The organism is Jiangella alba (genome assembly GCF_900106035.1).
Classification (GTDB): domain Bacteria; phylum Actinomycetota; class Actinomycetes; order Jiangellales; family Jiangellaceae; genus Jiangella; species Jiangella alba.
In genome coordinates, this window is the sequence record NZ_FNUC01000004.1 from 3324058 (window position 1) to 3351019 (window position 26962).

Below are 26962 nucleotides of genomic sequence, written 5' to 3' on the forward strand. Positions count from 1 at the left end.
GCGGTGCCGCTGGCAGTGGCCGCGATGGCGCCTCCGGCGGCGGCCCACCCGGGCCACGGTGGCTACTCGATCCTGGTGTTCTCGAAGACGGCGGGGTTCCGGCACGACTCCATCCCCGCGGGCATCGCGGCGATCCAGCAGCTCGGCACCACGCACGAGTTCGACGTCACCGCGACGGAGGACGCCGCGGCGTTCACCGACGAGAACCTGGCCCAGTACGACGCCGTCGTCTGGCTGTCGACCACCGGTGACGTGCTCAACACCGACCAGCAGGCGGCGTTCGAGCGGTACATCCAGAACGGCGGCGGGTACGCCGGCATCCACTCCGCGTCCGACACCGAGTACAGCTGGCCGTGGTACGGCGAGCTGGTGGGCGCCTACTTCGCCAGCCACCCGCAGAACCAGACCGCGACGGTGAAGGTGGAGGACCCGGCACACCCGTCGACGCAGCACCTCGACCCGCTCTGGTCCCGGTTCGACGAGTGGTACAACTACCAGACCAATCCGCGCGGCAACGTGCACGTGCTGACGTCGCTGGACGAGAAGTCGTACTCGCCGGGCGGCGGCGCCATGGGCGCGGACCACCCGATCACCTGGTGCCAGGACTACGACGGCGGCCGGTCCTGGTACACCGGCCTCGGCCACACCCAGGAGTCCTACGCCGACCCCGACTTCCTGCAGCTGCTGCTCGGCGGCATCGAGACCGCGGCGGGCGTCACACCGGCCGACTGCTCGGCCAGCCAGCCGGACAGCTTCGAGAAGGTGACGCTGGACGACAGCACCAGCAACCCGATGGAGCTGGCGGTCGCCGACGACGGCCGCGTCCTCTACATCGACCGCAACGGCGCGGTCCGGCTGATCCGCCCGGACGGCTCGGCCACCACCACCGGCACCCTGAGCGTGTACACCGGCCAGGAGTTCGGGCTCATGGGCATCGCGCTCGACCCGGACTTCAGCACCAACGGCTGGGTGTACCTGACGTACGCGCCGGCGGGCGGCGAGGCGATCGACCGGGTGTCGAGGTTCACGCTGACCGGTGAGACGCTCGACCTCGCCAGCGAGACCGTCATCATCGAGTACCCGACGAACCGGGTGGAGTGCTGCCACGCCGGCGGCGCGCTGGAGTTCGACAACGACGGCAACCTGTACCTCACCACCGGCGACAACACGAACCCGTTCGCGTCCAGCGGCTACGCGCCGATCGACGAGCGGCCCGGCCGGGAGCTGTGGGACGCGCAGCGCACGTCGGCCAACACGAACAGCCTGAGCGGCAAGGTGCTGCGCATCACCCCGCTGGACGAGGGCGGCTACGCGATCCCCGCGGGCAACCTGTTCGCTCCGGGTACGGCGCAGACCCGTCCGGAGATCTTCGCGATGGGCTTCCGCAACCCGTTCCGCATCGGCCTGGACCCGGCGACCAACAAGCTCATGGTCGCCGACTACGGGCCCGACGCCGGCAGCGCGAACCCCAGCCGCGGCCCGGACGGCCGGGTCGAGTGGAACATCGTCGACGAGCCCGGCTTCTACGGCTGGCCGTACTGCGTGGGCAACAACACGCCGTACATCGACTTCGACTTCGCCACCAACGCCTCGGGTGCGGCGTTCAACTGCGACGCGCCGGTGAACGACTCGCCGAACAACACCGGCCTCACCCAGCTGCCCGGCGCCATCCAGGCCGAGGTCTGGTACGGGTACTCCACCAACCCGCTGTTCCCGGAGATCGGCGGCGGCGGCGCCCCGATGGCCGGCGGCGTGTACCGCTACGACCCCGACCTCGTGTCGGACCGCAAGTGGCCGGCCTACTGGGACGGCAAGGCGATCTTCGGCGAGTGGAACCAGGGCAACCTCTACTCGTTCCAGCTGGACCAGACCGGGTCCGCCGTCACCGACATCAACGCGGTCTTCCCGGACTGGCCGTTCGCCCGCCCGCACGCCCTGCAGTGGGGCCCGGACGGCGCGCTGTACGTGATCGAGTGGGGCAGCGGGTTCGGCGGCAACAACGCCGACTCCGGTGTCTACCGCATCGACTACGTGCAGGGCACCCGGGCGCCGGTGGCGCGCATCAGCGCCAGTGCGACGTCCGGCCCGCTGCCGCTGGAGGTGAGCTTCGACGGTTCCGCGTCGATCGACCCCGAGGGCGGGCCGGTCACGTACGCGTGGGACTTCGACGGCGACGGCAGCACCGACTCCACCGAGCCCGAGGCGTCGTACACGTACACGACGGCCGGCGACTACACCGTCGCGCTCACCGTCACCGACGCCGACGGCCTGTCCGACATCGCCAACGTCGAGATCGCGGCCGGCAACACCGCGCCGGACGTGCAGGTGGCGTGGCCGCCGAACGGCGGGTTCTTCGAGTTCGGCGACACCATCCGGTACGAGGTGGGCGCCACCGACGCCGAGGACGGCCAGGCCGACTGCGCGCGCATCGTCACCCAGCCGGCGCTCGGGCACGACGAGCACTCGCACGGGTACGCCGAGAACTTCGGCTGCGAAGGCGTGTTCCCGCTGCCCGGCGACGAGGGCCACGTCGGCGCGAACATCTTCGGCACCGTCACGGTCACCTACACCGACGACGGCGCGCCGAACGTGCGCCCGCTGACCGGTCAGGAGGTGCTGGTCCTGCAGCCGAAGCGGCGCGAGGCCGAGCACTTCGACACGACCGGACGACTGTCCGGGTCCACGTCCGGCGGCGACCCGGGCGTGCAGCGCGAGACCACCGGGGACGTCCTGGGCGGCGGCCAGAACATCGGGTTCATCGAGCCCGGCGACTGGTGGGCCTGGGACCCGATGAACCTCACCAACATCGACAGCATCACGCTCCGGGCCGCGACGCCCACCGGCGCGTCGACGGTCGAGGTCCGCACCGGCTCGCCGGAAGGCCCGGCGGTGGCCACCATCACCGTCGAGCCGACCGGGGCGTGGCAGACCTACGACTACTTCACCGGCGAGGTCAGCGGCGCGACGGCGACCGACAGCGGCCCGCTGTACTTCGTCAACGTGTCCGGCGGGCTGAACGTCAACTGGATCGACTTCGAGGGCCGCGGCGTCACCGAGAACCAGCGGCCCGACGTCGAGGTCACGGCGACGCCGACCAGCGGGACCGTCCCGCTGGACGTCGAGTTCGAGGCCACCGCCACCGACCCCGAGGGCGACGACCCGCTCACCTACGCGTGGGTCTTCGGTGACGGCGGCACGGCCACCGGCCCGACGGCGTCGCACACCTACACCGAGGCGGGCACGTACGACGCCACGGTGACGGTGACCGACGCGCGCGGCGCCGCGGCGACCGAGCACGTCACCATCGAGGCCGAGGACGTCGTGGTCGAGCCGCCGGTCTGCCTGAACGGGCGCTCCGACGGGTTCGACGGCACGTCGCTGGACCGCGACCGCTGGACCACCGTGGTCAGGGAGAACCAGGACCTCGTGGTCGCCGACGGGAGCCTGGTGCTGCCGACGTCGAGCACCGACATCTACGGCACCAACAACACCGACACGCCGAACATCGTCCTGCAGGACCTGCCGGACGGGCCGTTCACCGCGACCGCGAAGCTGACCATGCAGGCCTACCGGGCCTACCAGCAGGCCGGTCTGATCATCTACGGCGACGACGACAACTACGCCAAGATGGTGCTCGAGGGCCGCGACACCGGCGTCAGCAACCCGGCGGCGCGCATCTTCCAGTTCATCCGCGAAGAGAACGGCGCGCCCAACGAGGTCGGCGACAGCAACACCGCCAACCTCGGCGCCGCCTACCCGGACACCGTCTGGGTGCGCTACAGCAGCGACGGCCAGAACCTGCGGGCCGCGTACAGCGCCGACGGCGTGAACTTCACCGAGATGGCGCAGACGAAGAGCCTGGCCGGCATCGAGAACCCGAAGATCGGCCTGGTCGCGCTGGCCGGCACCGGCCAGCCGGTCACCGAGGTGCGGTTCGACTCGTTCCACATCACGCCCGACGACACCGCCACCGCGCCGACGCCGGACGACGAGTTCGACGGCGCGACGCTGGACGGCTGCCGCTGGACCGTGCTGCGTCCGGACGAGGCCGGCTACCGGCTCGCCGACGGCAAGCTGGAGATCGACACCCCGAACGGCGACATCTACACCGGCGACACCACGCCGCCGCCGGGGAACTTCATGCTCCAGCCGGCGCCCGAGGGCGACGAGTGGACCATCGAGACGCTGGTCGACGGCTCGGCGCTGGCCGAGCAGTACCAGCAGGGCGGTCTGATCGTCTACGGCGACGACGACAACTACGTGAAGCTCGACTTCGTGGTGGACAACCCGGCCGGTTCGCCGGTGGCCCGCCGCATCGAGCTGCGCAGCGAGGTCGACGCCGTCATCCAGAACCCGCAGCCCCAGGTCACGGCGTTGACCCAGGGCGTGTGGCACCTGCGGCTGTCCCGCTCCGGCGACACCTACACCGGCGCCTACAGCGCCGACGGGCAGACCTGGACGCCGTTCGGCGAGGCCGTCACGAACGCCGCGCTGTCCGGCGGCGACACGCGGGTCGGCCTGTTCGCCATCGGCACCTCGCAGTCCGCGCCGCAGACAGTGACGTACGACTACTTCCACGTCACCGGCGGCCAGCAGGCGTGCGAGCCGACGGCGCCGGAGGAGGGCTACACCAGCCTCTTCGACGGCACCGCGGCGAGCCTCGCGGGGTGGCAGATGGCGGGTCCGGGCGGGTTCACGCTCACCGAGGACTGCACGCTGCTGTCCGAGGGCGGCATGGGCCTCTACTGGTACTCGGCGGACTCCTACGAGGACTACAGCCTCAAGCTGGACTGGATGATGCCGGGCGACGACAACTCCGGCGTCTTCGTCGGGTTCCCCGACCCGGGCGACGACCCGTGGGTCGCCGTCAACCAGGGCCACGAGATCCAGATCGACGCCACCGACGCGCCCGACCGCACCACCGGTGCGATCTACGCGTTCCAGGGCGCCGACCAGGCCGCTCGCGACGCCGCGCTCAACCCGCCCGGGGAGTGGAACGAGTACGAGATCGTGGTCCAGGGCGACCGCATCCGGGTCTACCTCAACGGTGCGCTGATCAACGACTACACCGACACCGACCCGAACCGGATGAACCAGCCCAGCTACATCGGCATCCAGAACCACGGCGCGGCGGACCAGAACTACTTCCGCAACGTCCGCATCCAGGAGCTCGTCGACGAGACGGCGCCGACGGTCGAGGTCGCCCTCGACCCGGCCGAGCCGACCGGCCAGAACGGCTGGTGGACCGGCCCGGTGTCCGTCTCCGCGGTGGGCACCGACGACCAGGGCGGCGAGGTCGCGCTGGAGCACCGCGTCGACGGCGGCGACTGGACGCCGTACACCGGTGCGGTGGTCGTCGACGCCGACGGCGAGCACGCGCTGGAGTTCCGCGGCACCGACACCGCCGGCAACGTGTCCGCGCCGGTCGCGGCGGCCGTCCGCAAGGACGCCACCCCGCCGGTCACGACCGCCACGGTGGCGGGCACCTCGCCGGTGGCGGTGACACTGGCGGCGGCCGACGCCACGTCCGGCGTCGCGGCCACCGAGTGGTCCCTCGACGGCGGCGACTGGACGGCGTACGACGGTCCGGTCGCGGTCAGCGGCGACGGCGAGCACGAGCTGCGCTACCGCTCGGCGGACGCGGCCGGGAATGTCGAGGACGCCAAGGCGGTCACGGTGACCGTCGACGGCACCGCGCCGGTCCTGGTGGTCAGCGGCGTCGCACACGGCCAGCTCTACGGCGACAGCCAGAACCTGACCGTCACCTGGACGGCCACCGACAACGGCCCGGTCACCACGACCGGGACGCTGGACGGCGCGCCGCTCCAGTCCGGCGCCGTGGTCGCGCTGCACGCGATCCCGCTCGGCCTGCACGAGCTGGTCGTCACGGCGACCGACGCGGCGGGCAACGAGACCGTCCAGGAGCTGGTGTTCTTCTCCACCACCTCGTTCGCCGACATGGAGAGCCTGATCACCCAGTTCCAGACGGCCGGCACGATCACGTCGCAGGTGGCCAAGGACCTGCAGAAGTCGCTGGCCACCGCCCGCCGCCAGGAGGGCATGGGCCGCGGCGAGCGGGCCGTGATCGCGCTGGAGACGTTCAAGAGCACGGTCAACGCGAAGGTCACCGACGCAGGGGTGAAGAGCACCCTGCTGCGGGACGCCGACGCGATGATCATCCGGCTCGGCGGCACGCCACGGCAGGCGGCGGCCGGAGTCCGGGCCAACGGTGGCGAAGCGCTCACCGGGACGGGCCGTCTCGACGGCGACCCGGACCGTACAGAGGGCAGGGAGTTGCCCGCCACCGAATAGTCCTCCACCCCCCTGAAGAGGAGACGTCACCATGAGAGTTCTGCTGCCGTCCGGCGCACCGCGCCGGAACGGAACCCGCGACCAGGGCACCTCGGCCCTGCCCCGGATCGCCGGGCCGGGCTCTCATGGGCGACGGGGAGCCGGCCAACGCCGGTTCCCGGCCCCGGTGCCGGTGCGACGCGCTCCGCGCCGGCACCGGGGCGCCACCTTCGCGGCGGGATCGTCCGAAGGAGGCCGGGCATGAGCGGCGTCGGCATCTGGTTCGTCGGCGCCCGTGGCTCCGTGGCCACCACGACCACCGTCGGGCTGCTGGCCATCCGGTCCCGGCTGGCCGGGCACGTCGGCATGGTCTCCGAGCTGCCGGAAATCGCGGCGGCCGGGCTGCCGGCACTGGACGGCATCGTCGTCGGCGGCCACGAGGTCGCCGAGGGCACCCTGGGCAAGCGGGCCGAGGAGCTGAGCGCGGGCGGGGTGTTCCCGCCCGCGCTGGCCACCGTCCTGGCCGGTGACCTCGCCGCGGCCGACGAGCGGATCCGGCCCGGCGTCGTCGCCGGGCACGGCACGCAGCGCGCGGCGGCGGAGCGGGTCGAGGCCGAGCTGCGCGCGTTCCGCGACGAGCACGGCCTGGACCGCGTGGTCGTCGTGGACGTGTCCAGCACCGAGCCGCCGGCCGGCGACGTCCCCGCGCTGGCGACGCTCGCCGCGCTGGAGGCGGCGCTGGACGCGGGCGAGGCGCCGCTGCCGGGCAGCTCGCTCTACGCGTACGCGGCGTTCCGGGCCGGTTGCGCGTACGTCGCGTTCACGCCGAGCCCGGGGCCGCGGGTCCCGGCGCTGGAGCAGCTGGCCCTGGACCGCGGCGTCCCGTGGGCCGGCTCGGACGCCAAGACCGGCGAGACGCTGGTCAAGACCGTGCTCGGGCCGATGTTCGCGATGCGCGCGCTGAAGGTGCGGTCGTGGTCGTCGGTCAACCTGCTGGGCGGCGGCGACGGCCAGACGCTGGCCGACCCGACCAACGCGGCCAGCAAGATCGCCACCAAGGCCAACGGCCTGGAGTCGATCCTCGGTCACCCGGTCGACGGGCCGCTGCACATCGACTACGTGCCCGATCTCGGCGACTGGAAGACCGCCTGGGACCTGGTGTCGTTCGAGGGCTTCCTCGGCACCCGGATGTCCATGCAGTTCACCTGGTCCGGCTGCGACTCGTCGCTGGCCGCGCCGCTGGTGCTGGACCTCGTCCGGCTGGTGGCGCGGGCGCACGAGCTGGGTGTGGCCGGGCCGATGCCGCAGCTCGGGTTCTTCTTCAAGGACCCGGCCGCCAGTGACGTGCACGCGCTCAGCACCCAGTGGGAGTCGCTGGTCGCCTGGTGCGAGCGGGCCGGCCGGGGCACGACATGAGGCTGCGCGACGTCGCCGAGCTGGTGCGGGCGCCCGCGGCGCTGACCGTGCCGGGCGACTCGCTGGCCGGCGCGGCCGCGGCCGGGTTCCCGTACGGGGCCCGGACCGCGGTCACGCCGCTGGCCTCGGCCTGCCTGTACTGGGCCGGCATGGCCCTGAACGACTACGCCGACCGCGACCTCGACCGTGTCGAGCGGCCGGAGCGGCCGATCCCGTCCGGGCGGGTGACGCCGGGCGAGGCGCTGGGCGTCGCCACCGGGCTCACCGCCGCCGGCCTCGGGCTGGCGGCGGTGGCCGGCGGACGGCGGGCGCTGCGGGTCGCGGTCCCGCTGGCCGCGGCCGTGTGGACGTACGACCTGGTCGCCAAGGCCACACCGGCCGGCCCGCTCGCGATGGGCGCGGCCCGCGGCCTGGACGTGCTGCTCGGAGCGGGCGGACGGGAACGGGCGGCGGCGCTGCCGGCGCTCGCCGTCGCCACGCACACCGTCGGCGTGACGGTGCTCAGCCGCGGCGAGGTCCACGGCGCCTCCCCGTCGTCGGCGCGGGTGGCCCTGGGGGCGACGGCGACAGCCGCGGCCCTGTCGGCCTGGCCGGGCTCCCACGGGATGCCGTCATGGGTAGGCTCGGGCGTCCGAGCGAGGAACGAGCGAGGCGGGCGGGGACGGCATCCCGTGGGGGGCCGGCCCACCGCGCTCGCCGCCGCGGGCGCCTACCTCGCGACCGTCGGGAAGGCACAGCTCGACGCGGCTCGGACACCCGACGCGGCGACGGTGCGGTCGGCGACCGGTGCGGGCGTGCGCGGCGTGATCCCGCTGCAGTCGGCGCTGCTGGCGAAGACGGGCGCGGTGGCGCTGGCCGCGGCGGTCGTCGGCATCGGCCCGGCCGTGCGGGCGCTGTCGAAGGTGGTGTCGCCGACATGAGCCTGCGCTTCGGTTACGGGACGAACGGGTTCGGCAGCCACCGGCTGGACGACGCGCTCGCCGTCATCGCCGGGCTCGGCTACGACGGCGTCGCGCTGACCGTGGACCACCCGCACCTGGACCCGTTCGGCCCGGACCTGTCCGCGCGCACGGTCGCCGTCGGGCGGCGGCTGGACGAACTCGGTCTCGCCGTCGTCATCGAGACCGGCGCGCGGTACGTGCTGGACCCGTGGCGCAAGCACGAGCCGAACCTGGTGTCGGACAGCGGGCGGGAACGGCGGGTCGACCTGCTGTGCCGGGCGGTCCGGATCGGCGCCGAGCTGGGCGCCGAGGCGGTGTCGTTCTGGTCCGGCACGCTGCCGGACGGCGTCGGCGCCGACGAGGGCTGGCGGCGGGTGACGTCCGGCGTCGCGGCGGTGCTGGAGGAGGCGGAGCGGCGCGACATGGTGTGCGCCTTCGAGCCGGAGCCCGGGATGTTCGTCGACACCGTTGGCGGCGTGCTGGAGCTGCGCAAACGGCTCGGCGACCCGGAGCGGCTGCGGGTCACGCTGGACGTCGGGCACGTCGTTGCGAACGAGACCGGCAGCGTCGCCGACTGCGTCCGCCAGGCCGGGGGCCTGCTGGCGAACGTGCAGGTCGACGACATGGTCGAGGGCGTGCACGAGCATTTGGAGTTCGGCGAGGGCGAGGTCGACCTGCCGGCGGCGCTGGGCGCGCTGCTGGAGGTGGGCTACGGCGGGCTGGCCGCCGTCGAACTGCCGCGGCACGGGCACGCCGCGCCCGTCGTCGCGCGCCGTTCGCTGGCGGCACTGCGGGCGGCCGAGGCGCAGGCCCTGGCCGCCATGGGACACGGGGGAGAGGAGGCAACGTCATGAGCGCGACGATCGATCGAACCACCCCGCACCTGGACGACGCCGCTCGCGGGCGGCTGGCGGAGCTGCTGGCGGAGGTCGAGACCGACCCCCGGCGGATCTCGGTGCTGTTCCCGGCGGTCGGACGGCGGGTCGCCCGCGGCCCGTCCAACCCGTCCGACCCCGACGGCCTGCGCAGCCCGCGACTGGAGGACGAGGCCCGCGCGGCGCTGCTGGTGGCCGCGGCCGCACGCCTGGAGCGGGCCGCGCTGGTCGAGGAGGTCGGCCAGCTGTACCGGTACGGCGACGCCGACGAGAAACGGGCGGTGCTGCGGGCGCTGGCGGTGCTGGACCTCGGCGACGCCGGGCTGCCGCTGGTGGCCGACGCGCTGCGCACCAACGACGTCCGGCTGGTGGCCGCCGCGCTGGGGCCGTACGCCGCCGCGCACCTCGACGCCGCCGCCTGGCGTCAGGGCGTGCTGAAGTGCCTGTTCGTCGGCGTGCCGCTGGACGCCGTCGCCGAGCTCGACGCACGCACCGACGAGGAGCTGGCCCGCATGGTGGCCGACTACGGCAACGAGCGCGTCGCCGCCGGGCGGTCGGTGCCCAGCGACGCCTGGCGCATCCTCGGCCGTCACCCCGAGGCCGTGGCCGGCCGGTTCCCCGTCCCCGCCGAGGAGGCCTGACGATGCGCATCTTCGACCCCCACATCCACATGACCTCGCGCACCACCGACGACTACCAGCGCATGTACGCCGCCGGGGTGCGGGCCATCACCGAACCGGCGTTCTGGCTCGGCCAGCCGCGCACGAACGTCGGCTCGTTCGTCGACTACTTCGACGCGCTGGTCGGCTGGGAGCGGTTCCGGGCCGCGCAGTTCGGCATCCGGCACCACTGCACCATCGCGCTGAACCCGAAGGAGGCCAACGACCCGCGCTGCCACGGCGTGCTCGAGGTGCTGCCGCGCTACCTCGCCAAGGACGGCGTCGTCGCGGTCGGCGAGCTGGGCTTCGACTCGATGACCGACGACGAGGAGAAGGTGTTCGTCCGGCAGCTGGAGCTGGCCGGCGAGCACGACCTGCCGGTGCTCGTGCACACGCCGCACCGCGACAAGGCGGCCGGCACCCGGCGGACGCTGGAGCTGGTCGCGGCCAGCGGGCTGCCGCCCGAGCGCGTGCTCGTCGACCACCTCAACGAGACCACCGTCGGCATGGTCGCCGACTCGGGCTGCTGGATGGGGTTCTCGATCTACCCGGACACCAAGATGGACGAGCACCGCATGGTGCGCATCCTCGCCGGCCGGGGCCTGGACCGGATGATCGTCAACTCCGCCGCCGACTGGGGGCACAGCGACCCGCTGAAGACGGTGAAGACCGGCCGGGCCATGCTCGCCGAGGGGTTCGACGCCGCCGACGTCGACCGGGTGCTGTGGCAGAACCCGGTCGCGTTCTACGGGCAGAGCGGGCGGCTGCTGCTGGACGAGGTGGACCTGTCCGGCACGGCGCGCACCGCGACCTTCGAGGGCAACTCGATCCTGCGCGGCCAGCGCCCGGAGGCGTGATGCGGTTCCGGCACCACGACGGCACCGTCGTCCACCTCGCGTACTGCACGAACGTCCACCCGACCGAGGACGTCGAGGCGCTGCTGGACCAGGTGACGCGCTACGGCGCCGGCGCGCGGGCCCGGCTCGGGGTGGCCCGGCTCGGCCTCGGCCTGTGGCTGCCGGCCCCGGTCGTGGCCCGGCTGGCCTCCGACGCCGGCCGCCGCGACCTGGACCGGCTGCGCGCCACGCTGGACGCGGGCGGGCTGGAGGTGGTGACGCTCAACGCGTTCCCGTACCAGGGCTTCCACGACCCGCGGGTCAAGCTGGGCGTCTACCACCCGGACTGGCTGACGTCGCAGCGGCTGGCGTACACGCTGGACTGCGCCCGGGTGCTGGCCGCGCTGCTGCCCGACGACGCCGTCCGCGGCAGCGTGTCCAGCCTGCCGCTAGCCTGGCGCACACCGTGGGACGACGCGCGTCGCGGGCTCGCGGCGGAACGGCTGGCGCAGCTGGCCGACGGCCTGGCGAAGGTCGAGGCGGACACCGGGCGGACGGTCCGGGTCGCGCTCGAGCCGGAGCCGGGATGCGTCGTCGAGACCGTCGGCGAGGCGGCCGCCCAGCTCGGCGGCGTCGACACCGACCGCATCGGGATCTGCCTGGACGCCTGCCACCTGGCGACCCAGTTCGAGGAACCGGCGGCCGCGCTGGCCGTGCTCGACGCGGCCGGGCTGTCCGTCGTCAAGACGCAGGCGTCGGCCGCGCTGGAGGTGGCCGACCCGTCCGACCCGGCCGCGCGCAAGGCGCTCGCGGCCTACGCCGAGGACCGCTTCCTGCATCAGACCCGGGTGCGCACCCGCGGCCAGGTGGTCGGCGCCGACGACCTGCCCGTCGCGCTGTCGTCGGCGGCGTTCCCCGACGACGGACCGTGGCGGGTGCACTACCACGTGCCCGTGCACGAGCAGCCCGAGCCGCCGCTGGCCGCCACCCAGGGGCACCTGGCGGCGACGCTGCGCGGGCTGTTCGGCGGCGAACGGGCCGTGACCGACCACGTGGAGGTCGAGACGTACACCTGGTCGGTGCTGCCCGCGGGGCGTCGGCCGGACGGCCCGGACGGGCTGGTGGCGGGGCTCGCGGCGGAACTGCGCTGGGTCGCGGACCGGATGGCGGAGATCGGTATGGAGGAGATCGCGTGAACAAGCTGCTCGTGCTCGACGTCGTGGGCCTGACGCCGCGGCTGCTGGAGCACACCCCGAACCTGCGGGCCATCGCCGGCGACGGCTGGCAGGCCGCGCTGGGCACGGTGCTGCCCGCGGTGACCTGCTCGGTCCAGTCGACGTTCCTCACCGGCGCGATGCCGCGCGACCACGGCGCCGTCGGGAACGGCTGGTACTTCCGCGACCTCGGCGAGATCCTCCTGTGGCGCCAGCACAACCGGCTGGTGCAGGGCGAGAAGGTGTGGGACCTCGCGCGGCGGGCCAAGTCCGACTACAAGGTCGCGAACGTGTGCTGGTGGTACGCGATGGGCGCCGACACCGACTGGACGGTGACGCCGCGGCCGATCTACCACGCCGACGGCCGCAAGTCGCCGGACTGCTACACCCGGCCGCCGGCGCTGCACGACGAGCTGACCCGGTCGCTGGGGGAGTTCCCGCTGTTCCAGTACTGGGGCCCGACGGCGTCGATCAGGTCCAGCGAGTGGATCGTGCAGGCGACGCGGCGGCTGATGCCGCAGGCCGACCTCACGCTGGCCTACGTCCCGCATCTGGACTACGACCTGCAGCGGTTCGGGCCGCACAGCCCGCAGGCCGTCGCCGCCGCCCGCGACGTCGACCGCGTCCTGGCGCCGCTGCTCACCGAGGCGCGCGACCAGGGCGTCACCGTCGTCGCGCTGAGCGAGTACGGCATCGGCCCGGCCAGCCGCCCGGTGCACGTCAACCGGGCGCTGCGCCAGGCCGGGCTGCTCGACGTGTACACGCAGGCCGGCATGGAGTACCTCGACCCGTGGGCGTCGCGGGCGTTCGCCGTCGCCGACCACCAGGTGGCGCACGTCTACGTGAAGGACCCCGCCGACCTCGAGGCCGTCCGGGAGCACTGCGAGGCGCTGCCCAGCGTCGACCTCGTCCTGGACAAGCAGGCGCAGCGCGAGTTCGGGCTCGACCACGAGCGCTCCGGCGAGCTGGTGCTGGTGGCCGACCTCGGGGCCTGGTTCACCTACTACTACTGGCTGCACGACGACCGCGCGCCCGACTTCGCCCGCGGCGTCGAGATCCACCGCAAGCCCGGCTACGACCCGGCCGAGCTGTTCCTCGACCCCGCCGACCCGCGGGTCAAGCTGCGGGCGGGCGCGAACCTGGCGAAGAAGAAGCTGGGGCTGCGCTACGCGATGAACGTCGTGCCGCTGGACGGGCAGTGGGTGCGCGGCACGCACGGCCGGCTCCCCGACGATCCCGCCGACGGGCCGGTGCTGCTGTGCAGCGACCCGTCGACGGCCCGCGACCAGCTGGCCGCCACCGACGTCCGCGACCTGATGCTCGAGCTCGCCGGACTGAGCACCGCTGCCCGCAACTCGTGAACAGAGCGCACGCACCGACGCACGAAGGAGACGACACGATGGCACGACCGATCACCCTCTTCACCGGGCAGTGGGCCGACCTGCCGTTCGAGGAGGTCGCCCGGCTGGCCGGCGAATGGGGCTACGACGGCCTCGAGATCGCCTGCTGGGGCGACCACCTGGACGTGTGGCGCGCCGCCGAGGACGACGCCTACGTGAAGTCGCGGCACGACATCCTGGAGAAGAACGGCCTGAAGGTCTGGGCCATCTCCAACCACCTCAAGGGCCAGGCGGTCTGCGACGACCCGATCGACCAGCGGCACCGCGCGATCCTCCCGGACCGCATCTGGGGCGACGGCGACCCCGAAGGCGTCCGGCAGCGCGCCGCCGAGGAGATGAAGGTGACGGCCCGCGCGGCCGCCCGGCTCGGCGTGGACACCGTCGTCGGCTTCACCGGCTCGGCCATCTGGAAGTACGTCGCGATGTTCCCGCCCGCGTCGGACGACATGATCGCCGCCGGCTACCGCGACTTCGCCGACCGCTGGAACCCGATCCTCGACGTGTACGACGAGGTCGGCGTCCGGTTCGCGCACGAGGTGCACCCGTCCGAGATCGCCTACGACTACTGGACCACCGTGCAGACGCTGGAGGCGATCGGGCAGCGCGAGGCGTTCGGCCTCAACTGGGACCCCAGCCACATGGTGTGGCAGGACCTCGACCCCGTCGCGTTCCTGTGGGACTTCCGCGACCGCATCTACCACGTCGACTGCAAGGACACGAAGAAGCAGCTCGGCAACGGCCGCAACGGCCGGCTCAGCTCGCACCTGCCGTGGGCCGATCCGCGGCGCGGCTGGGACTTCGTGTCCACCGGCCACGGCGACGTGCCGTGGGAGCAGTCGTTCCGCATGCTCAACGCGATCGGCTACGACGGCCCCATCTCGGTCGAGTGGGAGGACGCCGGCATGGACCGCCTGCGCGGCGCCCCCGAGGCCCTGGAGTTCGTCCGGTCGAACCTGTTCGACGCGCCCGCCGCGGCCTTCGACGCCGCGTTCAGCTCCACCGACTAGACCTCCGCAGACCACCCCCGAAAGGAGCACACGATGTGTTACGGATACGACGGCGATCGTGCCCTGGACGAGTCGCTGGCCCGCCGCGGGCTGGGCCGGCGCTCGTTCCTGCTGGGTGCGGCCGCGGCCGCCGGCGGTGTGCTGGCCGGAGTCGGCGCCGCCCTGCCCGCGTCGGCCGGCGCCCAGCCCACGGGCCGCAAGATCGTCCCGCGCGGCGCCATCAGCATCCAGCTGTGGACGGTGCGCGACGCGCTGGCGCCGGGCGCCCTCTACGACGCGACGCTGCGCTCGATCGCCGGCTACGGCTACACGAAGGTCGAGCAGGCGCTCGGGTACTTCGGCCGCACCGCCGCACAGCTGCGTGACTTCTACGACGAGATCGGCATCTCGTGCTCGTCCAGCCACGACGGCATCAGCGGCGACCGCGCGTCGCTGGAGGCGAAGCTGGAGAACGCCGCCACGCTCGGCCAGCGCTTCGTCGTCGTCCCGTACCTCGCCTCGGAGAGCCGGTCCGACTGGCAGCTGTGGGCCGAGCAGATGAACGAGGAGGCGGCGCTGGCGCGGCGGTACGGGCTGCGCTACGGCTACCACAACCACGCGCACGAGTTCACCACCGACCTCGGCGGCGGCGTCACCCCGTGGGAGGTGCTGACCACGGAGCTGGACCCGAAGCTCGTCCACCTCGAGGTCGACCTCTACTGGGCGGTCACCGGCGGCATCAACACCGGCGTGCCCGTCTCGCAGGCCGAGCAGTTCGCCATCGACGTCATCGACGCCGCGCCGCAGCGGACGCTGCAGTACCACGTCAAGGACCGGCACCTGACCGGCGGCGACATGGCCGACCTCGGCACCGGGCACATCGACTTCGCGGCGATCTTCCGCGCGCACCGCGTGCTGGAGTACATCGTCGAGAACGACACCCCGGACGTCACCCCGCTGCAGACGGCGGAGGTCGGCTACCGGTATCTGACCGAGCTGCGAATGCGCTGAAATCGGTCGTTCCGGACAGGGCGGCGGTCCGCTTCGGCGGGTCGCCGCCCTGGTGCGTCCGCAGGTCGATGATCTTCGATTCGGCCGGAAGGGTAGCTGCGGGGCACCTCGGCGGGGCACACTTGGGGGACCGAGGTGGTGCCGGTGATCCGATCGAGGGCGGAGGGTCGCGCGCTGCCGTCCCAGCGTGGACGGCCGGACGGTGATCTTTCCGAGGTCAGCAGGCCGGGCGATGCTGTGCCCACGGCTGTCGTCGACGACGACGAGCCGGCCGCGGCGCCGGCGCCGCGGTTGTCCGATCCCGGGCCCGGCAGCGGCACCGACCTCACCCGCCGCTACCTGCGCGAGATCGGCCGCATCCCGCTGCTCAAGGGGCCCGAGGAGGTGCGGCTGGCCCGCGCCATCGAGGCCGGGCTGCTGGCCGGCGAGCGGCTGGCCGCGGGCGACGCCGGCGCCGACGCCGACGCGCTGGCCGAGGTGGTCCGGCTCGGGCAGCGGGCCAAGGCCAGCCTCATCGAGGCCAACCTGCGCCTCGTCGTCTCCATCGCGCGCCGCTACACCCGGCGCGGGCTGCCGCTGCTCGACCTCATCCAGGAGGGAAACGTCGGCCTCATCCGCGCCGTCGAGCGGTTCGACCACGCCCGCGGCTTCAAGTTCTCCACCTATGCCACGTGGTGGATCCGCCAGGCCATCAGCCGGGCGCTGGCCGAGCAGGGCCGCACCATCCGGCTGCCCGTGCACGTCGTCGACGAGCTCAACCGCGTGCTGCGGGTGCTGCGCACGCTGGCCCAGCGCGAGGCCCGCGACCCCACCGTCGAGGAGCTGGCCGCCGCCACCTCGCTGACCGCCGACCGCGTCGTCGAGCTGCTCTCCTACTCCGAAGAGCCGGTCAGCCTGCAGTTGCCGGTCGGCGAGTCGTCGGAGAACACGTTCGGCGACTTCGTCGAGGACACCGACGAGCTCTCGCCCGACGAGCTGGTCGCCCAGTTGCTGCTGCGCGACCAGGTCGAGCAGGTGCTCGACGGCCTCAGCGAGCGCGAGCGGGCGGTCGTCCGGCTCCGCTACGGCCTGCACGACGGCCGCACCCGCACGCTGGAGGAGGTCGGCCGCGAGTTCGGCGTCACGCGCGAGCGGGTCCGGCAGATCGAGCACCGCACGCTGACGAAGCTGCGGCGCAACGAGTGGGCCAGTGAGCTGCGCGACTACCTCGGCTGACTAGTGTGGGGGCATGAGGCTGCGCCGTTCGGCTCCCCCTGTCGTCGACGGGCTCGAGCCGGGCGAGCGGGTGCTCGCGTCCGGTTCCGGCCCCGACGGCCACGTCGCCGCCACCACCCATCGGCTGCTGCTGCGCGACACCTCGATCCCCTGGACGGCCGTCGAGACCGCGTCCTGGGACGGCGACGCCGAGCTGCTGGTCGTCACCGAGGTGCCCGACGCGCGCGGGCGCCGGGCCCGGCACCGGGTGGCGCTCGAGTCCCCGCGCCGCCTCGTCGACGTCGTCCGCGAGCAGGTCACCCAGAGCGTCGTCATCAGCCGCCACATCCCCGTCGATGGCCGCCGCGGCGTCCGCGTCACCGGCCGCCGCACCCCGTCCGACGACCTCGCCTGGACCGTCCAGGTCGACTCCGGCATCGACCTGCGCGACCCGGCCACCAAATCCCGGGTCGACGCCGCGGTCGCGCTGGTCCGCAACGAGGTCGAGTAGCTCAGCCGTTCGATACGCCCACACCTCGCGGTCGTCGGGTGTCTTGACCTCGAGGTCCAGCCGCCGGAGCTGGTCGGGCGGGAAGTCGCGCAGATTGTTCGTCACGATGACCTGCGCGCCGGACCGTCTGGCCGCGGCGACCGAGGCGCGCTGGTAGTCCAGGAGGTCGTCCAGTCTGACCCGCCGGTGCCGGCCGACCTTCTCGAAGGCGATGTCGCCATGTTCCAGCCGTCCGACGAGGTAGGGGCGCGAGACGTTCAGCAGGTCGGCGGCCTGCTGCGTGGTGAGCATGGTGTGCATCGGCATCACCGACACGCCCTTGCCTTCGGCCATGTACGCCGGCATGCTCGCGAACAGCTGGACCGCGGCGCGCGGCACCACCAGGACCTCGTCGGTGCGGCCGGCCTCGGTGTGGAGCTCGATCTCGTCCTCGTCGTGCCGTCCGAGGTAGTGGGCGATGCGGCCGAGGGCCCGATCGGCGACCTCCTGTTCGACCTCACCGGGCGCCACCGCAACCTGTAGCGCGTGACAGCCCTACTGGCCAGCGCACATGAGGCACTGGCCAGCAGAGGGAGTGAACCGGCCGGGCCGCCTGCGGTGCGGCCCGACCGGCTCGGCCGGGGGAAGGTCAGCGCGGCCCGGAGGCGCCGGCCCGGTCGGTGAGGCGGTAGGCGTCGTGGATGGTCTGCTCGACCCGGTTGCCGGCCTCGTCCCACGCCTCCACCCGCAGGCTGACGACGTCCGAGGGGCGGCGGTTGGCGGGGCGGTGCAGGGCCGTCACCTCGAACTCGCCGTCGCCGCGGGGGCGGACGCGGGCTTCGGTCCACTCGCCGCCCTGGTCGTAGCTGACCCAGAGGCGCAGCCCCTCGACCTCCGGCTGCGGCCGCAGCGACGGCTGGCGTTCGGCCGTCACGGTGATCCGCTGCGGGCCCGGCGCGGCCACCCGGTTCGTCAGGTCCAGCCCGAGGTCGTAGCGGAGGAAGATCAGCGGCTCCGGCCGGCACGGCGTGCCCAGCGGCGGCCGCTTCAGCACCCGGGTCATCCACTCGGAGTCGCAGACGTACGGGTCGGCCAGCAGGTCCTCGTCGGCCGTGCCGGAGCGGAACTCCCACGCGGTCTCCGTCGGGCCGAATCGGTGGGTCAGCCGGTAGTCGGCCGGCTCGGGCGGCAGCCGGTAGGCGAGCAGCGTCCGCCCGACCGGGTCCGGCCCGCCCGCGATCTCGACGCCGTCGCGGTAGAGGCGGGTGTTGCGGTCGTTGCCCAGCTGCCCGAACTGGCCGACCTGGTCCCAGCCGATCTGGCCCGGGTCGGACGACGCGGTGTAGCGCAGGTGCGGGTAGAACACGTCGCCCTCCCGGCAGCCGGTGCACGGGGCCAGATCCGACGGCAGGTAGCCGTGCGTCTGGTACCCGACCGGCGCGGTACCGGCCGGCGACGGCACCGGCGCGGGCACCGGCGGAGAGTCGTTCCACACCATCGTGGTGCGGGTGGGCTCGTCGAAGACGTCGTAGCGGACCTGCCGCCCGGCCGGCGAGCCGAAGTCCTGCACCTCGTGACGGACGACGGTGCCGGGATCCAGCGGCCAGGCGTACTCGGTCACCTCCCACGGCGCCGTCGTGGCCAGCGGCGGCAGCGCCTGGGTGCCGATGGTGCGCGGCCCGGCCGCCGAATCCTCGGCCCGCCACGACGCCGTCGTCACACCGATCGCCGTGTTCGTGCCGACGTGGATCCGGTGGTCGATGGTGGCCAGGTCGTCCTCGTCGACGGTGAAGCGCAGGGAGTCCGGGATCGCGCCGTCCAGCGCCGGGCGCAGCTGGTAGTAGTACGGCGTGACGGGGGTGCCGTCGACGGTGACGCGCAGGCCGCCGCCGGCCAGGTCGCGCAGGGCGGCGCCCTGGTCGAACGGCAGGTAGACCAGCGGCACCCGGGTGATCGCGTCGTCGTACTGGCTCACCTCGGTCGAGCTCTGCAGCGGCCCCACCTCGCACCACACGCTGCCGTGCAGGTCCGACGCCGGGAAGTCGGCGAATACGTGCTCCTCGTTCGGCGCCATCACGACACCGGCGGCGCCGGCCGCCACCACGGCGTTCACGGCGTCGACGGCGGGCCAGCAGAGCTTCGGCTGGCCGTTGAACTGCTCCGGATCGGCCCGCAGCAGCACCAGCGCGCCGCTCAGGTCCAGCCCGGCCAGCTCGTCCGGCGTCCCGAACCCGGCGTCGACGACGTCGAGGTCCTGGCGGCCGGAGAACATCGCCGGCTCGTCCCGGCCGACGTGGTAGGCGACGGTGGCGGCGCCCGCGACGCCCGTGGCGTCCCGGCCGATGGCGGTGACGGCTGTCGCGGCCCGCCCCGTCACGACCGGCGCCGTCACCGAGCACGTCGTCTCCTCGCTCGGCGCCAGCTCCTGCCGCAGGCAGCTCAGCGCGCCCAGGTCGCTCTGCGCGACGATCTCGCCCAGTGTCGTGGTGCCGGTGTTGCGGACCGTCGCCGCGATGCGCAGGTCCGTCCCCGTCTCCAGCAGCGGGCCGGGCGACTGGTGCGCGGCCTGCCCGGACGCGGTGACCGCGACGATCGACACGGCGGTACCGGACGGCGGCGGGCTGCCCGGGTCCGCCGCACCGGTGTAGTGGACGACGGCGGTGCCGGCCAGCGGCACCGGCCGGCCGTCGGCGTCGGCATCGGCGCCGGTGACGATGACGGGCACGGCCTGCGGCCCGGCCACGGCAGTCGTATGCAGGCCGCAGGTGGTGGACTGGCCGGGGCCGAGCGTGTCGGTCGCACAGGTGCCGGCGCCCAACGGCGTGCGCACCGCCAGCCCGGTCCGGGTGGGCACGCCGGCCGGGTTCGTCACCCGCACCGACAACTCGACCGGCGCGCCGGTCGCGACGACGGGCCCGGGCGCGGCCGCGGCGGGGACGCCGCCCGCCGTGGGCTCGCCGACGGTGAAGCCGGGCGACAGGATCGTCGCGAACGGCCGGCCCCATTCCGGGTACTCCGGCCGCAGCGCGAGATCGTCGTGGCCGTCGGCCCGCATGGAGAGGTCCGGCGCGACCAGCGTGTTCTCGATGATCATCCGGAACTCGCCGGTCTCCACCTCGTCGGTCGGCGTCAGCCAGTAGTCGACCCGGCCGTTCGTCGTGGTCGGGTTCTCCGCGTACGTCACGAACCCGCCGCCGGCCGCCACGTGCTCGGGCACCCAGCGCTGCATGATGACCCGGCGCTGTTGGCCCTCGGCCGGCAGCGGGGTGTCGAAGGTGACCTTCTCCGTGTCGGCGGCGTCCAGCACGATCTCGGTGTCGCCGGTGATCTCCACCTCGGGATCGACCAGATTGGCCCAGTTCGTGCCGCCGGTCTCGGCGTCGTACCACTGCACGGGGTTGGTGAAGGCGATGTACGTGCCGGTCGGCACCTGGAACTCGACGCCGGCCGCCCACTGGTCCGGGGTGCGGACGTCGACGCCGCCGCCGTGGGTGACCCAGCCGTCCCGGGTCGACGCCGTGGCGTCGCCGGCGAGTGGCGCGAACGTCACGCTGCTGGGGTGCCACCCGTCCGGGTCGTCGGAGTGCAGCTGACGGACGGTGATGGTGTGCAGCTGCTCGCCGATGGTCATCCCGAGCGGCGTGGTGAGCCGGACGCCGTCCGCGGTCGCGACGACGCCGCCGGTGTAGACGCCGGGCTCCACGGCGTTCTGGTCGAACGTGACGACGACCGGGGCCGAGCCGCCGGCCGGCAGCTCGACGGTGTCGCGGTCCAGCCGCACGGCGCCGTCCGGCACCTCGGGACCGTCCTCGTCCCGCGCGGCCACGGTCAGGTCCAGCGTCACGGGCTGGTCCGTGGGGTTGGTGTAGGTCAGCGTCCGGGTGTGCGGGTCGCCCTGCGTCGGCAGCCGCAGGAAGCCGAAGTCGGCGGTCGGCGGGTTCACCTGGACCTGCTGGCCGATCGCCCGCGCCACGTCCAGCCGCCCGGCGCCCTGCTCGAAGACCGTGTACCCGCCGTCGTCGGCGCTGGCCACCAGCGCCGACTTCAGTTGCGGCCCGGTCCAGTCCGGGTGCTGCTGGGCCAGGATCGCGGCGGCGCCGGCGACGTGCGGCGTCGCCATCGAGGTGCCGCTGACCCGGGTGTAGTGGTCGTCGATGTGCACGGCGCCGGTCATGCTGGTGCCGGCCGCGCGGGCCGCGCCGATCGACACCCCGGGCGCGGTGATCTCCGGCTTGATGGCGTAGTCGCCGCGGCGGGGGCCGCGGCTGGAGAACGAGGCGAGTGCGTCCTGCTTGTCGACGGCGCCGACGGTCAGCGCCGCGTCCGCGGTGCCGGGGGAGGCGACGGTGAAGTCGCGGCCGTTGTTGCCCGCGGCGATGACGAACAGGGCTCCGGTCTGCTCCGACAGTGTGTTGACGGCCTGGCTCAGCGGGTCCGTCCCGTCGGTCAGCCCGCCGCCGAGGCTCATGCTGACGATGTCGGCGTCCTGCTCGACGGCGGCCCACTCCATACCCGCGATGACCGACGAGCCGACGCTGCTGCCGGCGTCGGACAGCACCTTGCCGATGACGAGGTCGGCGCCCGGCGCGACGCCGGCGAACCGGCCCCCGGAGGCGGCGCCGGTGCCGGCGACGGTCGACGCGACGTGGGTGCCGTGCCCGTGGCCGTCGGCGACCTCCTGCCCAGGGATGAAGCTGCGGCTGGCCACGATCTGGCCGGCGACGTCCGGATGGGTCGTGTCGATGCCGGTGTCCAGGACCGCCACGGTGACGCCGGCGCCGTCGAGCCCCGCCGCCCTGGCCTCGTCGGCGCCGATCTGCGGGACGCTCTCGTCCAGGCTGACGCTGACCGCGGGGTCCAGCCAGACCCGCTCGACCCCGGCCGCCAGCCGGTTCCGTCCGCCGGTCAGCGACGCCCAGAAGTCGGCGGCGCCGGCCAGGGGCACCGTCACCGCGGCGGCGTCGATGCTGTCCAGCGGCACGCTGGTGGCGGTGGCCGCGAGCGCGGCGGCGCGGCCGGTCAGGCTGCGGGCGTCCTGCGCACCGGCGTACTCGACGATCAGCGGCAGGTCGGCGCGGCCTGCGTAGCCGTTCTCGGCCAGGTAGGCGACGTCGAACAGCGTCTCGTCCAGCAGGCCGGACTCGATCTGCCCGGCGACGTCGTCCGGGATGGCGTACACGGCGTCGCTCTCACCCTGGTTGGTCACCCGGATCTCCGGGACGGACCCGTCGGGGCGGGGCGCCGCCTGCGCCTGGACGTCGTAGTCGCCGGGCGCCGTCCGCTCGACCGTCACGTGGTCGCCGGTGACGAGGGTGAGCTGGTAGGTCTGCTGGTCCAGGCCGGCGAACGCCGACGGTGGCCCGCCGCTGCCCGGCGGCGCCGGATCGGCCGCCTCGACGCCCGCCGTCGTCGCTCCGGACAGGACCAGTGCGGTGCAGGTCAGGCCGATGGCCGAGGCCAGGGCCGTGGTCGCGCGTCGCAGTCTTCCCATCGTCACTCCTCGTGTCGGTGCAGCGCCGGGCCGGGCTCAGAGCGGCTCGTAGCCGTCCGGGCGGCGGGCCGGTCCGGGGGTGGGCGAGGTCGGGTCAGGCTCGGACTCCGGGGCGTCCTGCGGGGCGTCGTCCGGCACCCGTTCATGCGGGTCGGGCATGGTCATCCGGGTGTTCTCCTGTGTCTCGACCTGGAGTCGTCAGGAGAGTCTCGACCGGTGCGCCCGATTTGTACCCGGGCTATCGACCTAATCTTTATCGGCGGGGAGCAGCCCGGCCTCGAGCGCCTTGACGGCCAGCGCGGTGCGCGACGTGACCCCCAGCTTGCGCATGGCGGAGTTGAGCTGCCCGGCCACCGTCTTCGGCGAGCGCGACAACGCGCCGGCGATCTCGCGGTTGGTCCGGCCGGTGACGACCAGCCGCACGACCTCCAGCTCACGCGGCGACAGCTGGTCGCCGTAGCCGCGCCGGCCGCGCCGCCAGGTCCGCCGCACCTGCACGCCGAGCTCGCGCAGCCCGGTGCCGACGCGGGCGGCGTCGGTGCGGGCGCCGAGGCCGGCGAGGGCGTGGAAGACGTCGGACAGCAGCGCGGCGCCGTCGTCGGCACGGCCCGCGCGGAGCAGGCAGCGGGCCTGCCGCTCCAGCGTCAGCGCCGCGTCGTACGGACGGGGGAGCGCGGCCCACGCCGCCGCGGCCGCCGCGTAGCCGCGGGCCGCGCCCGTCGCGTCGCCGCCGGCGGCCAGCAGCTCGGCCCGGCAGGTCAGCAGCGCCGCCCGCGACGCCGGCGCGTCGACGTCGCCGAGACCCTGCTCGTACGCCGCCACCAGCTCGGCCGCCTCCGCCGCGCGACCGGCGGCCAGCAGCACGTCCAGGCGGATCCGGGCGAGGTCGCTGGCCCACACCCACATCTGCTTGGCGCCGATCGTGCGCATCGGCTCGTCCGTGGCCGCCGCGGCGCCGTCGACGTCACCGGCGGCCAGCAGCAGCGCGGCCAGCGCCGCGGCCGGCGACACCGGGAGGACGGCGATGCTGTCGGCCGGCGCGTCGGCGAGCAGGCCGCGGAAGCGCTGCTCGGCCCGGCGCGGCGACCCGCCGGCCGCGTGCAGCAGGCCGTCGACGAGGAACGGCTCGAGGCCGCCCATGGCCGCCAGGCCGCCGTCGGCGATCAGCGCCGCCACCCGCCCGGACAGCCCGTCCCACCGCCCGGTGTACCAGTCCAGGTGCGCCTGGATCGCCTGCACGCTGGCGTTCAGCCGCGCGTAGCCGGTGCGCCCGGCCAGCTGCGTCGCGGTGTCCAGTCGGGCCTGGGCGTCGTCGTAGCGGCCCCAGCCGGTGGCGACGTAGGCGAGGTTGGCCAGGCCGCGGGCCAGCTGCCGGGCGCCCTCGAGGTCGGTGACGTCGTCGGGCAGTTCCGCCGCGACCGCCCACCCCTGCTCCTGGCCCAGCGTCACCAGTGCCGCGGCGCGGTCGGCGGTCAGCGCCAGCCGGTCGGCCGGCCGGCCGATGCCGGACGCCACCTCCGCCGCCCGCTCCAGCCAGCCCAGGTGGACGGCGGCCGGCCACGGTCCCTGCAGCGGGTAGCCGAGGTAGGTCATCGCGCGGGCCGCCTCGACCGGGTCGTGGCTGAGGTCGGGGACGGCGCGGGCCAGCTCGGCGTGCGCCTGCTCGAACTCGCCGGCCTGCAGCAGCAGCCGGCCGAGCGGGTTGCGGATCTCCGCCTGCGCACGCGGCGCGAGGTCGTCGCGGGCCAGCACGTCGCGCAGCGTCCGGATCGCCTCGTGGTGCAGGTCGTCGACCGGCTCGCGCCGGTCGCTGGCCGCGGTGGCCAGCCGGACCGCCAGCGGCACCGCGGCGGGCGTGCGCACCGGCGCCGTCGTCAGCAACCGGACCAGCAGTGTCACGGCGGTGGTGTGGTCGCCGGAGGCGGCGGCGTGGGCGGCCGCCTGCTCGGCGTACGCGCACCACTTCCTGACGTCGCGTGCGGCCTGGAAATGCCGGCTCAGCTGCACGACGGGCTGCGGGCGCTGCCGTTCCAGCGCGGCGCCGGCCCGCTGGTGCAGGCGGCGCTGCTCGACCCCGGTCATCGCGTCGTAGACGGCGCGGCCGACCAGCACGTGCCGGAACGCCAGCCGGCCGCGGTCGTCGTCGGCGAGCAGGCCGCTGCGCACCGCCTCGGCCAGCGCGTCGCGCGCCTGCGCCGCCGTCAGCCCGGCGACCTCGGCGATCAGCCGCTCCTCGGCCGGTTCGGCCAGCACGGCCGCCGCCTCGGCCGCGCGCCGGGCCGCCGGGGCGAGCCGCTGGGCGCGTTCCAGCACGGAGTCGCGGACGGTCGGCGGGACGGCCAGCTCGTCCAGGCTGCGCCGGATCCACTCGCCGTCGTGCCGGACGACGTCGTCGCGCTGGCGCAGCAGCCGCACCGACTCCTCCAGCGCGAGCGGGACGCCGTCGGTGCGGTCGTGCAGGAACGCGGCGAACGCGTCGGAGACCCGCTCGCCGCCGAGCATCGACGACACCAGCCCGGCCGTCGCGGCCACGTCCAGCGGCGGCAGCGTCAGCCGTAGCTGCGTCCACCCGGCCGGCAGCCGCGACGACAGCCGCAGCAGCAGCGAGCCGGGCGCGACGTCCTCGGGCCGGTAGCTCAGCAGCAGGCTCAGCGCCGGGCGCCGCGCCACCAGGAACAGCAGGAACTCCAGCGTCGCGCGGTCGGCCCAGTGCACGTCCTCGACCACCAGCACGCGCACGCGCAGCCGGCCGATCAGCTCGGCCAGCGCGCTGAAGATGCGGTGCCGGGCGGCCTGCGGGTCGTCCAGCGGCTCCGGCGCCGGTGGCAGGACGGCGCCCCACTCCGGGAACAGCGGCCGCAGCGCGCCGACCAGCGAGCTGACCCGCAGCCCCGGCAGCCCGGCGCCCGCGCGGCTCTGCCGGACGGCGTCGACGATCGGCCCGAGCGTGAGCGACTCCTGGAAGGGCGGACAGGTCGCGACCAGCGCGCCGGGCGGGCCGGTGGCGACGTACTCGTGGACGAGGCGGCTCTTGCCGATGCCGGCCTCGCCCTCCAGCAGCACCACGGCCGGCGGCTGCGCCAGCGCACCGGCGAGGACGGCGGTCTCGCGCTCGCGGCCCACGAACGCGGGCGCCGCGACGTCGTCGGGCCGGTCGCCGATGCGGGGCGGGTGTGGCACGGCCGGGCACCCTTCGTGTGCGCCACCACGGGACGGGCCGTCGCCGGACCCGCCTGCCCGGTTCGCACCCTAATGGATGTGGTCGGACCGCGACCAGCCTCCGGCGACGCCAACACTGAGCCCTTGCGCTCAGTGTTCACGGGCGTTAATACTTAGCCTCATGGCACAGTTTGAGGGTGCGCTGGACGGAGTGTTCCTGGCGCTGGCCGACCCCACCAGGCGTGCCGTCGTCAGGCGGCTCGGCGGCGGCGCCACCAGCGTCGGCGACCTGGCTCGCGAGTTCCCGATGACGCTGCCCTCGTTCATGAAGCACGTGCGGACGCTGGAGTCGAACGGGCTGATCCGCACGACGAAGTCCGGCCGGGTGCGCACCTGTGTCCTCAACCGCGAGCGGCTGGCGCTCGTCGACGACTGGCTCGCCGAGCAGCGCCGCGGCTGGGTCGAGCGCACCGACCGCCTCGAACGATTCGTCACCGACGCAGAGGAGACCACCTCGTGAACCCCGACCTCGACCTCGGCCTGGAACGCCTCATCCGCGCGCCGCGCGCGTCGGTGTGGAGCGCCTGGACCGACCCCGCCAAGCTGGCGCAGTGGTGGATCCCGGCGCCGACGCACTGCCGGGTCGAGCGGCTGGAGCCGCGCCCCGGCGGCGCGTTCGTCACCCTGATGAGCGACGACGGCGCCGCGTTCGTCCCGCACCTGGACGCCTGCTTCCTCGCCGTCGACGAGCTGGAACGGCTGGTGTTCACCAACGCCGTCGACAGCGGCTGGCGGCCGGCCGCGCCGGCGCCGGTGCCGATGACCGCCACGATCACCCTGGCCGAGCACCCCGAGGGCACCGACTACCGGGTGGTCGTGCGGCATGGCGATCCGGCGGCGCGCAAGCACCACGCCGATCTCGGCTTCGCCGACGGCTGGGGCATGGTCACGGCCCAGCTGGCGGCGCTCGCCGAGGGCGCGACGACTCGCTGACGGTGG

General features: G+C 74.0%; 18 protein-coding genes. 14 read left to right on the top strand and 4 right to left on the bottom strand.

Annotated elements, in window-relative coordinates:
• The first annotated feature begins 24 nt into the window (after nt 1-24).
• The 11 genes from BLV02_RS33170 to BLV02_RS33220 all read left to right on the top strand — a co-directional run bounded on the left by BLV02_RS33170 (nt 25) and on the right by BLV02_RS33220 (nt 16844).
• Nucleotides 25-6312 (top strand): ThuA domain-containing protein, encoded by a 6288-nt coding sequence (locus BLV02_RS33170; protein WP_141711758.1) that lies wholly within the window; start codon nt 25-27, stop codon nt 6310-6312.
• A gap of 240 nt (nt 6313-6552) precedes the next feature.
• Nucleotides 6553-7707 (top strand): inositol-3-phosphate synthase, encoded by a 1155-nt coding sequence (locus BLV02_RS33175; protein ID WP_069113628.1) that lies wholly within the window; start codon nt 6553-6555, stop codon nt 7705-7707.
• Complete coding sequence (locus tag BLV02_RS33180; protein ID WP_069113787.1) at nt 7704-8627, top strand: SCO3242 family prenyltransferase; 924 nt, start codon at nt 7704-7706, stop codon at nt 8625-8627. Before BLV02_RS33175 ends, BLV02_RS33180 begins: the two co-directional genes overlap by 4 nt.
• A complete protein-coding gene (locus BLV02_RS33185) occupies nt 8624-9502 on the top strand; it encodes a sugar phosphate isomerase/epimerase family protein (RefSeq protein ID WP_069113627.1) in 879 nt (292 codons plus the stop codon). The genes BLV02_RS33180 and BLV02_RS33185 overlap by 4 nt, the downstream gene beginning before the upstream one ends.
• Nucleotides 9499-10164: an EboA domain-containing protein gene (locus tag BLV02_RS33190; protein WP_069113626.1), complete on the top strand. Its 666-nt coding sequence runs from the start codon at nt 9499-9501 to the stop codon at nt 10162-10164. The genes BLV02_RS33185 and BLV02_RS33190 overlap by 4 nt, the downstream gene beginning before the upstream one ends.
• Before the next feature lie 2 nt (nt 10165-10166).
• A complete protein-coding gene (locus BLV02_RS33195) occupies nt 10167-11039 on the top strand; it encodes a TatD family hydrolase (protein WP_069113625.1) in 873 nt (290 codons plus the stop codon).
• Complete coding sequence (gene eboE / locus BLV02_RS33200) at nt 11039-12214, top strand: metabolite traffic protein EboE (RefSeq protein ID WP_069113624.1); 1176 nt, start codon at nt 11039-11041, stop codon at nt 12212-12214. Before BLV02_RS33195 ends, eboE begins: the two co-directional genes overlap by 1 nt.
• Nucleotides 12211-13593, top strand: coding sequence for an alkaline phosphatase family protein (locus BLV02_RS33205; RefSeq protein ID WP_069113623.1), 1383 nt, complete (start codon nt 12211-12213; stop codon nt 13591-13593). The genes eboE and BLV02_RS33205 overlap by 4 nt, the downstream gene beginning before the upstream one ends.
• 38 nt (nt 13594-13631) lie before the next feature.
• Nucleotides 13632-14639, top strand: a complete 1008-nt coding sequence (locus tag BLV02_RS33210) for a sugar phosphate isomerase/epimerase family protein (RefSeq protein ID WP_069113622.1) — start codon at nt 13632-13634, stop codon at nt 14637-14639.
• A gap of 33 nt (nt 14640-14672) precedes the next feature.
• Nucleotides 14673-15629, top strand: coding sequence for a sugar phosphate isomerase/epimerase family protein (locus tag BLV02_RS33215; protein ID WP_069113621.1), 957 nt, complete (start codon nt 14673-14675; stop codon nt 15627-15629).
• Nucleotides 15630-15764: 135 nt separating this feature from the next.
• Nucleotides 15765-16844: a sigma-70 family RNA polymerase sigma factor gene (locus BLV02_RS33220; protein ID WP_425432590.1), complete on the top strand. Its 1080-nt coding sequence runs from the start codon at nt 15765-15767 to the stop codon at nt 16842-16844.
• On the opposite strand, the gene BLV02_RS38410 is transcribed toward BLV02_RS33220, so the two are convergent.
• Entirely contained in the window at nt 16750-17640 is an 891-nt protein-coding gene (locus tag BLV02_RS38410; protein WP_342762414.1) for an excisionase family DNA-binding protein, read from the bottom strand. The two genes, BLV02_RS33220 and BLV02_RS38410, sit on opposite strands and share 95 nt — an antisense overlap.
• Here BLV02_RS38410 and BLV02_RS37895 point away from each other — a divergent pair.
• Nucleotides 17521-17856 (top strand): hypothetical protein, encoded by a 336-nt coding sequence (locus BLV02_RS37895; RefSeq protein WP_069113618.1) that lies wholly within the window; start codon nt 17521-17523, stop codon nt 17854-17856. The genes BLV02_RS38410 and BLV02_RS37895 overlap by 120 nt on opposite strands.
• A 106-nt stretch (nt 17857-17962) precedes the next feature.
• On the opposite strand, the gene BLV02_RS33230 is transcribed toward BLV02_RS37895, so the two are convergent.
• The 3 genes from BLV02_RS33230 to BLV02_RS33235 all read right to left on the bottom strand — a co-directional run bounded on the left by BLV02_RS33230 (nt 17963) and on the right by BLV02_RS33235 (nt 25984).
• Complete coding sequence (locus tag BLV02_RS33230) at nt 17963-22804, bottom strand: S8 family serine peptidase (RefSeq protein ID WP_069113617.1); 4842 nt, start codon at nt 22802-22804, stop codon at nt 17963-17965.
• A 36-nt stretch (nt 22805-22840) separates the two neighbouring features.
• A complete protein-coding gene (locus BLV02_RS38150) occupies nt 22841-22969 on the bottom strand; it encodes a hypothetical protein (protein ID WP_281243437.1) in 129 nt (42 codons plus the stop codon).
• Between the two features lie 81 nt (nt 22970-23050).
• Nucleotides 23051-25984, bottom strand: coding sequence for a helix-turn-helix transcriptional regulator (locus BLV02_RS33235; RefSeq protein WP_069113616.1), 2934 nt, complete (start codon nt 25982-25984; stop codon nt 23051-23053).
• A 160-nt stretch (nt 25985-26144) separates the two neighbouring features.
• On the opposite strand from BLV02_RS33235, the gene BLV02_RS33240 reads away from it, so the two are divergent.
• Nucleotides 26145-26483 (top strand): ArsR/SmtB family transcription factor, encoded by a 339-nt coding sequence (locus BLV02_RS33240; RefSeq protein ID WP_069113615.1) that lies wholly within the window; start codon nt 26145-26147, stop codon nt 26481-26483.
• On the top strand, nt 26480-26956 hold the full coding sequence (locus tag BLV02_RS33245) for an SRPBCC domain-containing protein (protein WP_069113614.1): 477 nt from the start codon (nt 26480-26482) through the stop codon (nt 26954-26956). The genes BLV02_RS33240 and BLV02_RS33245 overlap by 4 nt, the downstream gene beginning before the upstream one ends.
• Nucleotides 26957-26962 lie beyond the last annotated feature (6 nt).

Excerpts from the sequence above, each read along its gene's own strand:
- BLV02_RS33170 (WP_141711758.1), top strand. The coding sequence starts at position 25 with ATGGCGCCTCCGGCGGCGGCCCACCCGGGCCACGGTGGCTACTCGATC.
- BLV02_RS33175 (WP_069113628.1), top strand. The coding sequence starts at position 6,553 with ATGAGCGGCGTCGGCATCTGGTTCGTCGGCGCCCGTGGCTCCGTGGCC.
- BLV02_RS33180 (WP_069113787.1), top strand. The coding sequence starts at position 7,704 with ATGAGGCTGCGCGACGTCGCCGAGCTGGTGCGGGCGCCCGCGGCGCTG.
- BLV02_RS33185 (WP_069113627.1), top strand. The coding sequence starts at position 8,624 with ATGAGCCTGCGCTTCGGTTACGGGACGAACGGGTTCGGCAGCCACCGG.
- BLV02_RS33190 (WP_069113626.1), top strand. The coding sequence starts at position 9,499 with ATGAGCGCGACGATCGATCGAACCACCCCGCACCTGGACGACGCCGCT.
- BLV02_RS33195 (WP_069113625.1), top strand. The coding sequence starts at position 10,167 with ATGCGCATCTTCGACCCCCACATCCACATGACCTCGCGCACCACCGAC.
- eboE (WP_069113624.1), top strand. The coding sequence starts at position 11,039 with ATGCGGTTCCGGCACCACGACGGCACCGTCGTCCACCTCGCGTACTGC.
- BLV02_RS33210 (WP_069113622.1), top strand. The coding sequence starts at position 13,632 with ATGGCACGACCGATCACCCTCTTCACCGGGCAGTGGGCCGACCTGCCG.
- BLV02_RS33215 (WP_069113621.1), top strand. The coding sequence starts at position 14,673 with ATGTGTTACGGATACGACGGCGATCGTGCCCTGGACGAGTCGCTGGCC.
- BLV02_RS38410 (WP_342762414.1), bottom strand. The coding sequence starts at position 17,640 with ATGCCGATGCACACCATGCTCACCACGCAGCAGGCCGCCGACCTGCTG.
- BLV02_RS33230 (WP_069113617.1), bottom strand. The coding sequence starts at position 22,804 with ATGGGAAGACTGCGACGCGCGACCACGGCCCTGGCCTCGGCCATCGGC.
- BLV02_RS38150 (WP_281243437.1), bottom strand. The coding sequence starts at position 22,969 with ATGACCATGCCCGACCCGCATGAACGGGTGCCGGACGACGCCCCGCAG.
- BLV02_RS33240 (WP_069113615.1), top strand. The coding sequence starts at position 26,145 with ATGGCACAGTTTGAGGGTGCGCTGGACGGAGTGTTCCTGGCGCTGGCC.